This is a genomic window from Halanaerobium sp. MA284_MarDTE_T2, assembly GCF_003337245.1.
Lineage (GTDB): Bacteria > Bacillota > Halanaerobiia > Halanaerobiales > Halanaerobiaceae > QPJE01.
Window position 1 is genome coordinate 1 of the sequence record NZ_QPJE01000040.1, and the last position, 13521, is coordinate 13521.

The 13521-nt window shown below is 34.3% G+C and carries 15 protein-coding genes and 1 tRNA gene; 15 read left to right on the forward strand and 1 reads right to left on the reverse strand.

Going from position 1 to position 13521, the window contains the following annotated elements; translation table 11 throughout:
* Positions 1–121: 121 nt before the first annotated feature.
* From DFR78_RS11165 to pyk, 5 genes are all read left to right on the forward strand, one after another.
* A complete protein-coding gene (locus DFR78_RS11165; RefSeq protein WP_114458912.1) occupies positions 122–598 on the forward strand; it encodes a small multi-drug export protein in 477 nt (158 codons plus the stop codon).
* A 122-nt stretch (positions 599–720) separates the two neighbouring features.
* Positions 721–942 carry a trp RNA-binding attenuation protein MtrB gene (gene mtrB, locus DFR78_RS11170; RefSeq protein WP_114458913.1) on the forward strand — a complete coding sequence of 74 codons (222 nt, stop codon included), beginning with the start codon at positions 721–723 and terminating at the stop codon, positions 940–942.
* Positions 943–1018: 76 nt separating this feature from the next.
* The gene (locus DFR78_RS12060; RefSeq protein ID WP_199505618.1) at positions 1019–1192 is read left to right on the forward strand and encodes a hypothetical protein; all 174 of its coding nucleotides are present in this window, start codon (positions 1019–1021) and stop codon (positions 1190–1192) included.
* Positions 1193–1395: 203 nt separating this feature from the next.
* The gene (gene pfkA / locus DFR78_RS11175; RefSeq protein WP_114458914.1) at positions 1396–2394 is read left to right on the forward strand and encodes a 6-phosphofructokinase; all 999 of its coding nucleotides are present in this window, start codon (positions 1396–1398) and stop codon (positions 2392–2394) included.
* 21 nt (positions 2395–2415) lie between these two features.
* The gene (gene pyk, locus DFR78_RS11180) at positions 2416–4170 is read left to right on the forward strand and encodes a pyruvate kinase (RefSeq protein WP_114458915.1); all 1755 of its coding nucleotides are present in this window, start codon (positions 2416–2418) and stop codon (positions 4168–4170) included.
* Between the two features lie 57 nt (positions 4171–4227).
* Here pyk and DFR78_RS11185 read toward each other — a convergent pair whose 3' ends face one another.
* Positions 4228–5100, reverse strand: a complete 873-nt coding sequence (locus tag DFR78_RS11185; protein ID WP_114458916.1) for a pyridoxamine kinase — start codon at positions 5098–5100, stop codon at positions 4228–4230.
* A 230-nt stretch (positions 5101–5330) separates the two neighbouring features.
* Here DFR78_RS11185 and DFR78_RS11190 point away from each other — a divergent pair, with 230 nt between their 5' ends.
* The 10 genes from DFR78_RS11190 to DFR78_RS11235 all read left to right on the forward strand — a co-directional run bounded on the left by DFR78_RS11190 (position 5331) and on the right by DFR78_RS11235 (position 13305).
* A complete protein-coding gene (locus DFR78_RS11190) occupies positions 5331–6269 on the forward strand; it encodes a radical SAM protein (protein ID WP_114458917.1) in 939 nt (312 codons plus the stop codon).
* 109 nt (positions 6270–6378) lie between these two features.
* Positions 6379–7173, forward strand: coding sequence for an amino acid ABC transporter substrate-binding protein (locus tag DFR78_RS11195; RefSeq protein WP_114458918.1), 795 nt, complete (start codon positions 6379–6381; stop codon positions 7171–7173).
* 13 nt (positions 7174–7186) lie between these two features.
* Entirely contained in the window at positions 7187–7828 is a 642-nt protein-coding gene (locus DFR78_RS11200) for an amino acid ABC transporter permease (protein ID WP_114458919.1), read from the forward strand.
* Positions 7829–7843: 15 nt separating this feature from the next.
* Positions 7844–8581 carry an amino acid ABC transporter ATP-binding protein gene (locus tag DFR78_RS11205; protein ID WP_147267771.1) on the forward strand — a complete coding sequence of 246 codons (738 nt, stop codon included), beginning with the start codon at positions 7844–7846 and terminating at the stop codon, positions 8579–8581.
* A gap of 172 nt (positions 8582–8753) precedes the next feature.
* Positions 8754–9503: a phosphatase gene (locus tag DFR78_RS11210; protein WP_114458921.1), complete on the forward strand. Its 750-nt coding sequence runs from the start codon at positions 8754–8756 to the stop codon at positions 9501–9503.
* Positions 9504–9538: 35 nt separating this feature from the next.
* Positions 9539–10495 carry a TIGR01212 family radical SAM protein gene (locus DFR78_RS11215; protein WP_114458922.1) on the forward strand — a complete coding sequence of 319 codons (957 nt, stop codon included), beginning with the start codon at positions 9539–9541 and terminating at the stop codon, positions 10493–10495.
* A gap of 235 nt (positions 10496–10730) precedes the next feature.
* Complete coding sequence (locus DFR78_RS11220; protein ID WP_114458923.1) at positions 10731–11363, forward strand: metallophosphoesterase; 633 nt, start codon at positions 10731–10733, stop codon at positions 11361–11363.
* Between the two features lie 51 nt (positions 11364–11414).
* Entirely contained in the window at positions 11415–12422 is a 1008-nt protein-coding gene (locus tag DFR78_RS11225; protein ID WP_114458924.1) for a hypothetical protein, read from the forward strand.
* A 9-nt stretch (positions 12423–12431) separates the two neighbouring features.
* Positions 12432–12507, forward strand: a tRNA-Gly gene (locus tag DFR78_RS11230).
* 21 nt (positions 12508–12528) lie between these two features.
* Positions 12529–13305: a hypothetical protein gene (locus DFR78_RS11235; protein WP_114458925.1), complete on the forward strand. Its 777-nt coding sequence runs from the start codon at positions 12529–12531 to the stop codon at positions 13303–13305.
* Positions 13306–13521 lie beyond the last annotated feature (216 nt).

The window sequence follows — 13521 nt, forward strand, 5'->3', positions numbered from 1 at the left end:
TTATTCTGGAACAGGGGATTTTGAGCGAAGAAGAGCTTGAGGAAATTCTAAATCCATTTGAAATGACAGAACCAGGTATTGCTGGGAAAAATCTCTTAAACTGTGAGGAATCCGAATTATAATGGAAGCAGTATTTTATTTTTTCAGCAGCAGATTAAGTGAGGAATGGGCGGTTTTTTTAACAGCAATGCTGCCTTTTATAGAATTAAGGGGGGCAGTACCACTTGGGATTTCCCTTGGAATAGCTCCTCTTAAAGTATTTTTCCTGGCTGTTTGCGGCAATATAATTCCTATTATACCACTGCTTTTTCTGCTGAATCCTGTGCGCGAATTCCTGATAAAAAGATCAGAAATAATGAATAAATTTTTTGAATGGCTTTATAATAGAACAATTAGAAAGAGCAGTAATGTAGAGAAATATGGTGTGCTGGGATTGATACTTTTTACCGCAGTACCCTTTCCTACAACCGGTGCCTGGACAGCCAGTCTAGCTGCGGTAATTTTTAAAATAAAATTCAGTTATTCTTTTCTTTCTATCAGTATAGGAGTTTTAGCAGCAGGTATTGCTGTCACTCTAATGAGTCTGGCCATTATTTAGGTTTACAATTTTTTATCTAAAGCAGCTGAAAAGTTTATCCAGTCTGTGGACTTGTGAAAAGGTTTATTACTTAATTTATATTTACTTTTATGTTAAATATTAACAATAAGGAGGCTTAAACTATGGACGTTAATGCAGATTATATTGTGATTAAGGCTATGGAAGATGGAGTTACAATTATCGGCCTGACCAGAGGGAAAGACACAAAATTTAATCACACAGAAAAGCTTGATGCAGGAGAAATTCTTGTTGCACAGTTTACCGAAAATGTTTCGGCTATTAAAATTAGAGGAAAAGCTGAGGTTTTGACAAAACACGGTGAAACTTTTTCTGGAGGTATTTAATACTAATTGGCTGCTGTCTGAACACTAGCTGCTGTTTATTGTTGATTAATCCAAAAAAGAATGGAAAGGAGAAAATATGTGGCAGGTTGTTTATATAGCTGGCTCAGAAGATGAAGCAGAAGAAATTTTGATGAATATGGAAAAAGAAGGATTTATGGTAGAAATAGAATCAGCAGGTTCCAGCTGTTTTCAAATAAAGGTTCCGGCTGGAGAAGCAGAAGATGCTTACACTTATTTAAATGATATATAAAATTTTCGAGTGAAGATAAAATATAAAATAATATATGTAATAATCCCAATTATATAATATAATATATGAAGTGAAGTACAAAAAACATGAGTAAGCAATAAATGAAAAATATAATGGTTTGGTGATTTAAAAAAATATTTTGCAGTCAGCTTAAGCAGGAATCAAGCTAATATGAGCTGTAAAAATAGATGGAGGTTAAGACTATGAAAAAAATCGGTGTATTAACAAGTGGTGGTGATGCTCCTGGAATGAATCCAGCGATTAGATCGGTTGTCAGAACTGCCATTTACAATAATCTAGAAGTTGTAGGGATAAAACATGGCTATTTAGGTCTGATTGAGAAGGATTTTTTTCCAATGCAGAGAGGATCAGTAGCTGATATTATTCAAAAAGGTGGTACAATATTATTTACTGCCAGATGCAAAGAATTTCTAACAGAAGAAGGAAGAAAAATAGCCTATCAGAATATGAAGGAAGAAAACATTGAGGGGCTTGTGGTTATTGGTGGTGATGGTTCTTTAAGAGGAGTACAAAAAATTAATGAAGAATCCGATATTAAGGCAGTAGGTATTCCAGGGACTATTGATAATGATCTTTCCTGTACAGATTACACTATTGGTTTTGATACTGCCATGAACACAGTACTTGATGCAGTAAATAAAATACGTGATACTGCTACATCTCACGAAAGAACTTTTGTTATAGAATGTATGGGCAGAGATTCTGGATATTTAACAATGATGGCAGGTCTTGCCGGGGGAGCTGAGTTTATCCTTGTACCGGAGATACATTTTACACCAAAAGAGGTGACTGATAAGATTATCCAGGGGTTTGAACGCGGAAAGCTTCACAGCATCATATTAATTGCTGAAGGTGTTAAAGCACCATTTGTTGATCTTGAAGCCTACAATGGCAGCCCCGGATTTGCTCTTGGAGACATCATTAGAGAATATACGGGTATGGAAACCAGAGTTACAATACTGGGTCATCTGCAGAGAGGAGGCAGTCCCACTGCAACAGATAGAATTATTGCCAGCAGAATGGCTGCAGAAGCTGTAAAACTCCTGTTAAAGGGAAAACGAAATAAGATGGTAAGTTATGTTAATAATTCAATTGAATACTGTGAGATTGAAGATGCAGTGGCAGCTAAACAGGAAATAGATATGGATATATACAAGCTGGCACATATTTTGTCATTATAATAAAAGATTTGGGGGATGAAAATGAGAAAAACAAAGATTGTGTGTACACTTGGTCCAGCAACCAATGATGAAGAAACGATTAAAAAACTTGTTGAGGCCGGAATGAATGTTGCTAGAATGAACTTTTCTCATGGAAACCATGAAGAACATCTGAATAGAATTAATCTTGTTAAAAAAGTTTCTAAAGAAACAGGGATACCGGTGGGCCTAATGCTTGATACTAAAGGACCAGAAATTAGAACCGGTGATATGGAAGGCGGAAAAATAGAGCTCGAAACAGGATCAGAAGTTATTATATCTAAAGAAGACGTGCTGGGGACCTGCGAAAAATTTTCGATATCTTATAAAGAACTAGCCGAAGATGTGGAGATTGGTCAGGAGATTCTTTTGGATGATGGATTAATTGAATTAGAAGTTACAAAAATAGATGATGAGAATGTCATAACAAGGGTAAAAAATGGGGGAGAACTTGGTTCAAAAAAAGGTGTTAATTTACCCGGAGTAAAGGTTAATCTTCCAGCTCTGATTGATAAAGATATTTCAGATATTAAATTTGGTGTTGAACAGGGAATTCATTTTATTGCTGCTTCTTTTGTAAGAAAAGCAAGTGATGTTATGGAGATCAGAAAGATCCTTGAAGAAACAGGTAATGAAAATATATTTATAATAGCAAAAATAGAAAATCAGGAAGGTGTAGACAATATTGATTCTATTCTGAATGTTGCTGATGGAATTATGGTAGCAAGAGGAGACCTTGGAGTTGAAATTCCAGCAGAAAAAGTGCCAGTAATACAGAAAATGCTGATTAGAAAATGTAATCTAGCTGCCAAACCTGTTATTACAGCTACACAGATGCTGGATTCAATGATAAGAAATCCACGTCCCACTCGTGCAGAAGCTTCTGATGTTGCCAATGCGATTTTTGATGGTACTGATGCAACAATGCTTTCTGGAGAATCTGCAGCAGGGAAATATCCGATAGAATCAGTAGAAACTATGGCAAATATTGCTCTTGAAGTAGAAGCATCATCGACATATCAGGAGAAATTTAACCTCACCAGCCACAGTAAAACAGATTCTATTACTGAAGCAATAAGTCTGGCAACCTGTGAAACTGCAGGTGAGCTAGGTATAGAGGCAATTATAACTTCTACAGGATCTGGATTAACTGCCAGAACTGTTTCTAAATTTAGACCTATGACTCCAATAATTGCAGTAACTCCAAGCCGCAGAGTTCTTTATCAGCTTACATTAAGCTGGGGAATATATCCACTTCAGGCTGCCAGAAGCAGTACCACAGATGAGATGATGGATAATGCTATTTCGGCAGCACTTGACCATGGTTTGATTAAAGATGGAGATCTTGTAACGATCACAGCTGGTACACCTGTCGGTATACCAGGTACAACTAACTTGATAAAGATTGATGTTGTCGGTAAACCGGTAACTGAAGGACAGGGTATTGGAAAAGGTATAGTTATAGGTAAAGCAAGAACAGTAAGTTCTGCTGAAGAAGCAGAACAGAAAGTGGAAGAAGGAGATATTTTAATTGCTCCAATGACAGACAGAAATTATATTTCAGCTATGAAGAAGGCAGCAGCAGTAGTAACATACGGTGGCGGCTTGACCTCTCATCCAGCGATTGTTGGACTCAATTTAGGAATACCTGTTGTGGTGAATGCGGGAGATATTTCTGATGAGTTTGATGATGGAGAGATTATTACAGTTGATGGTGTAAGAGGACTTGTCTATAGAGGTCAGGCACATCTGAAATAAAAGAAACAGTAATAAAATTTTAAAGGAGTTTCCCGAATAGGGAAGCTCCTTATTAGCTCAAAACAGCTCATAACTATGATTTATCACAGGGGCTTTTAAGTTTTCCAGTACTCTTTCCAGCATAACTCCATCTCTATTATCATAATCATAACCATAAGTTGTTTTGATAGCAGTAGATGTAAACTGAACTGAACGGCTGAGGGCCAGAGGGAGGCTGTCACCCTGCAGCATACTTCCTACCAGAACACTGGCAAATATATCACCAGTTCCCGGATAAAATGTGGGTATATAATCACAGTCAACGCGCCAGAATCTTTCATCATAATTGTTATATGCAATTACAGAGGTTTTTTTTGCAGAAATATTGTAGGGCATACTTGTTATAATCACTATTTCTGGCCCCATATCTGCCAGCCTGTACAGATGATTTTTGATTAATTTTTTATCCATTTTTAGTGGATATTCTTCATTCAGAAGAAAGGCAGCTTCTGTCATATTTGGGGTGATAATATCAGCATGTGAAACAAGTTCTTTCATTTTTTTAACCATATCATCTGTATAGGTAGCATATTTTTTTCCATCATCACCCATTACCGGATCCACTACTACAAATTCACTATCTTTACCAAAAAAATTGATAAAATCAGCCACTATATCTATCTGTTTAACAGATCCTAAAAAACCGCTGTAAATACTGTTAAAATTAAGGTCTAATTTTTTCCAGTGGGCTATGTATTCTTCAAGGTGTTCTGTTAAATCAATAAACTTATAATCAGTAAATCCTCCTGTATGAGTGGAAAGTATTGAAGTGGGAACAGGACAGACCTGAATACCCATAGTCGATAGAATTGGAATGATTACTGTCAGTGATGATCTGCCAAATCCTGACATATCGTGTATTGCAGCTACTTTTTTTACTGGATTTTTCATAATAATCTTCCTTTCTTATGTTTAAAATAATTTTTGTTTAATATTCTTTCTATCATATTATCTGCCATATAGTATTATATCATCTGATAAAAAATATTCCACATTAAATAATCAAATGAGTTTTCCAGTTTCTATTTTAGGAGCAAATAATTTGAAAAAAATGCTCAGAGAGAATATAATGGCATTAATGAACATATGTTATCAATAATTTATAAAAAGGAGCATAAAAAATGAAAATTTTTGGACCTGTACCATCACGACGATTGGGTCAGAGTCTTGGTGTCAATATAATTCCACCTAAAATATGCAGTTTTTCCTGTGTTTACTGTCAGCTCGGTAGAACAAAAAGGATGAGAATAAAAAGAGAAAAGTTTTATGAAGTTGACGAGGTAGTAAGAGAAGTAAAAAAAAGTTTAAAAAAATTGAAAAAGGCAGAAGAAAAAGTAGATTATCTAACCTTTGTTGCTGATGGAGAACCAACTCTGGACATTAATTTAGGTAAAACTGCGGCTGAACTGAATAAGCTGGGAGTTAAAACAGCAATTATAACAAATGGTTCTCTAATGGCCGATAAAAATGTCCAAAAAGAAATGCTTAATTTTGACTGGGTATCTCTAAAATGTGATGCAGTCAGTACAGATATCTGGAAAAAAGTTGATAGACCACATGCAAAATTGAATCTGGAGGAGATTCATAAGGGTTACAGAGAGTTTGCAAAAAAATTTAAAGGAGCCCTCACTACTGAAACAATGCTGGTAAAAGGAATAAATGACTCATTAGAAGAGTTGAATAAAATTGCTTTATTTGTTTCCAAACTAAACTCAGGTGTTACATATGTGGCTGTTCCAACAAGGCCGCCGGCAGAAAAGGATGTAAAAGGACCTGATATTGAAAGGGTAAATGCTGCAGTACAGATATTTAAAGAAAAAGGAATTAATACAGAATACCTGATAGGTTATGAGGGCAATCAATTTTCCAGCACCGGAAATATAAGAGAAGATCTTTTAAATATAACTTCTGTCCATCCTCTCAAAGAAGAAGCGGTAGAAGAGCTGCTCAAAAAGTGTGGAGCAGAATGGATTGATGTGGAAAAATTGATATCAGAAGAAAAGATAGTTAAAGCTGAATTTAATGGAGAAGATTATTTTGTAAGAAAACTTAAAGATTAAAATTTTTTTATGAGAAAATTGTCAATATAAAAAATATTGATGTATCACTTTACAATAATAAAGTAATAAAGTATAATAGAAAAAAGTATTTCATTAGGAGGAATAAAATATGAAGTCAAGAATAAGTCTAATAATTTCTATTATTTTAACTGTTTTAATTGTATTAAGTGGTGCAGTAGTGGCAGAGGATTCACTGGCTGAGATTCAGAAAAAAGGAAAGATTGTACTTGGCCTTGATGATAGTTTCCCACCAATGGGTTTTAGGAGTGAAGATGGTGAAATTGTAGGTTTTGATATTGATCTTGCCAGAGAAGTTGCAGACAGGATGGGGGTAGAGCTTGAATTAAAACCTGTTGAATGGGATGGTGTAATTTTAAGCCTCAAAAATGGTATGATAGATGTAATCTGGAATGGATTAACTATCACTCCAGAAAGAGAGAAAAGCATTGATTTCAGTAGACCATATATTGCCAACAGACAGATTATAATTGTTCAGGATGATAGTGAAATTAAAAACAAATCAGATCTTGCAGGTAAAGTTGTAGGTATTCAGCTGGGAAGCAGCAGTGTAACAGCTGTAGAGTCAGAACCTGAAGTTCTGGAAAGTTTTAAAGAACTACGCAAATTTTCCAATAATACTGAAGCACTGCTTGATCTGCAGTCTGGAAGAGTAGATGCTGTTGTTGTGGACGAAATTGTTGGACGCTACTATATGAGCAAAAGGCCGGGCCAGTTTAAAGTTCTGGAAGAAAATTTTGGACGTGAAGAGTATGGAATTGGTGTTAGAGATGGAGCTGACAGCTTCCGAAAAGCACTCAATGAAACACTTGAAGAAATGATAGAAGATGGAACTGCCGCAGAAATTTCAGAAAAATGGTTCGGAGAAGATATTTTACTCAAGTAGGAGGCTTTAACCGGTGGACTATATACTGAATGTATCCAGTTATATTTTAGAAGGAAGTATAGTAACATTTAAACTATATATTATTACAGCAGTTTTTTCTGTATTACTTGGAGTACTTGGAGCACTGGGGAAAATATCTAAATTTAAATTTCTGCAGACGATTCTTGGGATTTATACCTGGATTTTTCGCGGTACGCCACTGCTTTTGCAGCTGTTTTTTGCATATTATGGTCTGCCGGTAATAGGTATTACTCTGCAGCCGTTTCCGGCTGCAGTTTTAACTTTTATTATTAATTATGCGGCATATTTTACGGAAATTTTTAGAGCCGGTATTGAATCTATTGATAAAGGCCAGTATGAGGCTGCACAGGTTCTTGGATTAAATTACCGTCAGACTATGACAAGGATTATTATTCCTCAGACTATAAAAAGGGTACTTCCACCAACAAGCAATGAAGCTATAAACCTTGTTAAAGACAGTGCACTTGTTGCAGCAATAGGGCTGGGCGACTTGCTGAGGGCAGCAAAGGTAGCCGTAACCAGGGATTTTTCTATAGTACCATTTATAATAGCTGCAGTTTTTTATCTTTTGATTAGTTCAGTAATTGTTACAGTTTTCCGCAAACTCGAGCAGAAATATTCTGTTTACGAATAGGTGATGTAGTTGGAAATGATTAGAGCAGAAAAAATAAATAAAAGTTTTGGTAAGTTAAAGGTTTTAAATGATGTCTCTTTTGAGGTTCAGCAGGGTGAAGTTATTTCTGTTATTGGCCCTTCTGGATCAGGTAAAAGTACTCTTTTAAGATGTTTAATAGGTCTGGAAGAAATTAACGGTGGAGAAATCTTTGTTGAAGGAATATCAACAGAAAAAGAAGGAAAAAAAGCCTTTAGAAAAATGGGTATGGTATTTCAGGGATTTAATCTTTTTCCCCATAAAACAGTGCTGGAAAATTTAACTGAAGCTCCACTGATTGTCAAAAAAGAAGACAGGAAGACTGCGGTACAAAAAGCCAGAACTTTATTAAAAAAAGTTGGACTTGGAGATAAAGAAGATTCTTATCCTTCTCAGCTGTCCGGTGGACAAAAACAGAGAGTTGCAATTGCGAGAGCTATGTCAATGGAGCCGGATATTATGCTTTTTGATGAACCAACATCTTCTCTTGACCCTGAACTGGTTGGAGAAGTATTGAGTGTAATTAGAGACCTGGCAGAAGATAAAATAACTATGATGGTTGTAACTCATGAGATGGGTTTTGCCCGTGATGTTTCTGATAGAGTATTTTTTATGGATCATGGGAAAATAATCAGTGATACTGTACCGGAGAAAATATTTGTAAATCCGGAATCAGAAAGAATACAGGCATTTTTAACAAAAATATTAAATGAAAACAGAGGCTCTCATCAGTGAGGGTCTTTTTGCATCTATAAAAATAATTTTGGGGCACTCTATTTATTATTTTACTTGAAATATGAGACTGATGTGTTAAAATGTTTACAGTAAATTAACTTTAAGTCAATTTTAATTTAATAATACTTCTATAAGATTATAATAACAATAAAAAAGGGAAGTGATAAGTTTGATGAAAATAGAAGCAGATCTTCACACACATACGGTTCACAGTGGGCATGCATATTCTACTTTAGACGAAATGGCCAGAGGTGCTTTTTTGCGGGGTATACGGATGATTGCTGTTACAGACCATGGTCCTAAGATGCCCGGGGGTCCACACGAATATTATTTTGGCAATCTTGATGTAATACCTGAGGAAATTTATGGAGTTAGGATATTAAAAGGAGTTGAGGCCAATATTCTTGATGATGGAAGACTGGATCTTCCACAAGAACTTTTAGAAAAGCTGGATTTTGTAACTGCTGGTATTCATTCACAGACTGGGCACAGTTTAAACAGCAGTGAAGAATATACTGATGCTGTAATAAAAGCAGTGCAGAATCCGGCAGTGGATATGATAACACATCCAGTCCAAAAAAACTATCCACTTGATTTAGAAGCACTGATAAAAGCAGCAAAAAAATATAATACGATTTTAGAATTAAATGCTGGCTCTTATAATAAAAGAAAAACTTTTGAAAGAGCCAGAAAAGAAAATTCACTTAAATTGTTAAAACTGGCCGGCAGATACAGAGTAAATCTTGCTGTTAACAGTGATGCGCATTTTCATGATGAAGTTGGAGAAATTTCTTCACTGGATTTTCTCTTCAGCAGTGATTATATGGATGAAAAGCTAATTATAAATAAGAATACAGAAAGAGTTATAAATTTTCTAAGCAGGAAAAAGCAGGGATTATTTACCAGAAAAATTACTGGATAATCTCTGGTTTATTTAATTTAATGAGGTGAAAATTTATGGAACAGCCGTACTATAAATACTCTCATTTTTTGAGAGAAAAATATGGAGAAAAGACATATAAACTGCCGGTGAATCTTCCTACTACCTGTCCAAATAGAGATGGTAACCTTGATTCAGCCGGCTGTTATTTTTGTGGTGAAAATGCTGCCGATTTTGAAATGCTGCCAGATACAATGTCTGTTAAAGAACAACTGTTAGAAAATAAAAAATATATTGGAGAAAGATATGGTGTAAATAATTTTATTGCCTATTTCCAGAACTTTACCAATACATATCTGCCGCTGAATAAATTAAAAAATTATGTTCAGCAGGCAGCAGAAGTTGATGGTATTGCGGCGGTATATTTTTCTACAAGACCAGATTCTATTAGTGACAAATATATCAGCAGTCTAGAAAAAGTAATTGAACAAAGTGGAAAAAACATTAATCTTGCTTTTGAATTTGGTCTGCAGACTGTAAATTACCATACCCTTACATCAGTTAACAGAGGACATACTCTGGCTGAATTTTTGGATGCACATCTTACAGCAAAAAAATATAATTTAGAAACAGGTGCTCATTTAATCCTAAATCTGCCGGGAGATAATATGCTGGATGTGAGAGAATCAGCTCGTATTTTATCTGCCTTAAAAGTGGACCATGTTAAACTGCATGCCCTTTATATTAGAGAAAAATCTATTTTTGGAGAAAAGTATAAAAAGGGAGAGATAGATCTTATTTCACTGGAAGAATATATAGAAAGAGTAATTGTATTTTTGGAAAATCTGTCACCGGATATTGCTGTTCAGAGACTTTTGGGCAGAGCACCTGGGAATGAAACTTTATTTGTAAACTGGGGCAGAGAATGGTGGGAAATACATGATATGATTATAAAAGAAATGAATAAAAGAGGAAGTTATCAAGCTAAAAGGTTTGATTATCTGGATGGGAAGACATTAAAGAAGTTTAGATAAACAGCTCAGTTATATGATAGAAATTCATCATGTGTTTAGTTGAGATTATTATACTAAAATTTCAATATTCCTACATCTTTTTTTCAACATAATCTAAAAATGGGCAAACTTCTTGTTGCTATATTTGTTGCAACTTTAGATATTTTGTATTATAATTATTAGTATAAATAGAATAGTATGACTGTAACTTAGTATTGCTGGATAGTAAAGTATTTAGAAGCTGAGGAGTGATATTATGGGTTCTTTTTTCAAGAAAGCAGCATCAGATTTTATGGAAAAAATATTCCATAAAAACTGTGAATTTCCAGCAGATGTAAAACAGTCTGCAGAAGTAAAGATTCTGCATATAAGTGATACTCCTGAATGCATATATCCATATATTTATAAAGTTGTAGAAAAGAGCAGTGCAGATGTAATAATTCATACTGGGGATCTGGTTGATAATATTAAACTGGAATATGAACCTGAGCGCTACAGATCAAAGTATAAGAAACGATCTGCCGATTTTATATCTAATCTGGAAAAACTAACTGATGCTAGAATTATCTATGTGCCGGGGAATCATGATATTAACAGTATTCTGTTTGATAATATAAATCGGAGTGAGATTTGTTTAGAGGGAAGTGTTATAGAAGTAATGGGAGTAAGTATTGGTCTTGCCCACTATTCAGAAAAACTGCCGCAAAATGCGCAGATAAATTTATTTGGACACAATTATGATAGACCTTTTTCCGAAAACAATATCTATCTAAATGGTATATTTAATATTAACTGTATTCTGCTTCCTTCCTGTCAGATATATACAATAAATTATCCACACCTGGCAGAAAAAGGTAGAAAATTAAACAGTAGTTTTTCTATGATTTAAAGAAAATATTATCTAAAAGTTTAGACAAAAAATTTCTAGGAGGTCAATTAAATGAATTTTGTCCGTTCAGGACCTCAATATCTTTTTTTAAAAGCTGACTGTTCTCATGAACTGTCAGAAAAATTAGTTGAAAGATTTAATGCGGAAATAATGTCATTTCCAGCTGCGGTAGAAATTGCTCAGGAAGATTCTGTTATTGCATTTATAGTTGCTGCTGAAAAAAATACAAAAAAGGTGAAAAATGCAGATGAAATTCTATATATTTCCTGCAGTCCGCTTAAATTGATGGCAGAGCTGATTAATAATACTGAAATTGCTAAACATATAGAATCTTTGGAAACAGGGCCAGGACAGCTGGTAATGAGAATTCCTAAAAACGGAGAAAAAATTATAAAAAAAATAAAAGAATCTTATGGAGCAGAAGAAACTTCCATTCTGGAAGGGATAGATAATGGAGACTCTGATTCTACTATTATTTCTTTTACCGACCAGGCCATCAGATCAAAAATAATGTCTATGGCTTATGTTTTAAATAATATTCTTGTAAATAAAACGCCTGCTTCAGTTTTTAATGAACTCAGGCGTGATGCTGTACAGTATATTACTCAAGGAATTGACAATACAGAGTGGTATGAGCTGAAAATAAATATTTATGATTCTGATGAATTATATGATCTGGAATATGAAAGACTGCTGACTATTTTATCTGATTTGGAAGTTGGAATAATCCTTGGCGAATCCTGGACAAAAGATCATGCTTTTGCTCTGTTTTCTATTACTGCCTATCAGCTTAGACTGTTTACTTTTTTATCTCCTCTTGAAATAAAAAAGATTTTAATAGGATTTGAATATAATGAGGCAGGAGAGCGGTTGGTAGATTATGATTTATTTCATAAAAGTGATAAAATAAACTGGAGCCAGCTGGCTGAGGGAAAAGGAAAAGTAGATAGAAAGGCTGTTGCAAAAAAATTTAGACAGGAAGTACTGGAACAGCTTACTGATACAGCTAAAAAAAGGTATTATGATCTGGAAAAAGAGATTACAGAAAAATCCAAATAGAGCAATAGTGCGGACATAACTCAGCTGGTAGAGTGTTAGCTTCCCAAGCTAAATGCCGCGGGTTCGAATCCCGTTGTCCGCTCCATATCTGGAGGTGCAGAAATTTATGAAGAAAAAATTATCTTTTTTATTGATTATTGGTCTAACTATATTTTTAATTGCTGGCGGTATGGTATCTGCTCAGTCAGCAGATGAAGGTTTAAATGAAGTCATAACTGCTGAAGATGGAGAAGAATCAGATAGATTCGAAAACTTAACAGCTTATTTAGATTTTTTAGAAAGTGAAAAAGAACTAGATTCACTGGATAGAATAGTATTAGAAAAGAAGTTAGCAGATTATTATGGCGAGGATGAAGAAGGTGGTCTTGAATTTACAACCATTACAAGTGTTATCGACAGGTATATTACAGATGAAATTGATTTAGGTCAGAGCTTTTTTATATTAAATAATTTGAATGAAGCTGTTTTAAATGGATTTAATGAGAAGAATATGGTAGACACTCTTAATAACTTTCACTCTGATGAAAATTCAGGACAGTTATTTTTCCAGACTGCTCTTGAAATGAGAAAATTAAGCAGAGTAGATAAAGATGCAGAATTTAGCGAAAAATTTTCTAATGAAATTTCTTCTTTGCTTGAAAAAAATGGGAAACTGGAAATCTCTGAGTTAAAAAAAATGGCCAGCACATATAGAAAAGAAGCACGTGATAAAGAAAGAGAAGTAAATAAAATAAATAATAATCACGGATTTGAAAAAAATAATAATGATAATAATGGAGTGAAACCTAATAAAGGAAATAATGATAAATCAAATGATAAAAAAAATAAAGATAGAGGTAAATCAAATCACTCCAGTGGAAAAGCAAAAGGAAAGAATAAGTAGCAGAAGAAATTAATAATAAATAAAGAATGCAAAGGTTTTCCATCCTAAACACATGGGGAACCTTATTTTAGTTGTAATAATAAGATATTAATATTTTTAGATAATAATGAATATTATTTAACTGGACTTTCCCCATTTTTTATATACTGCTGCAAAAAGGGGAGATGCAGGAATATTGAAATTTTTAGTCAATGAATCTTAACGAAATGAAGGAAG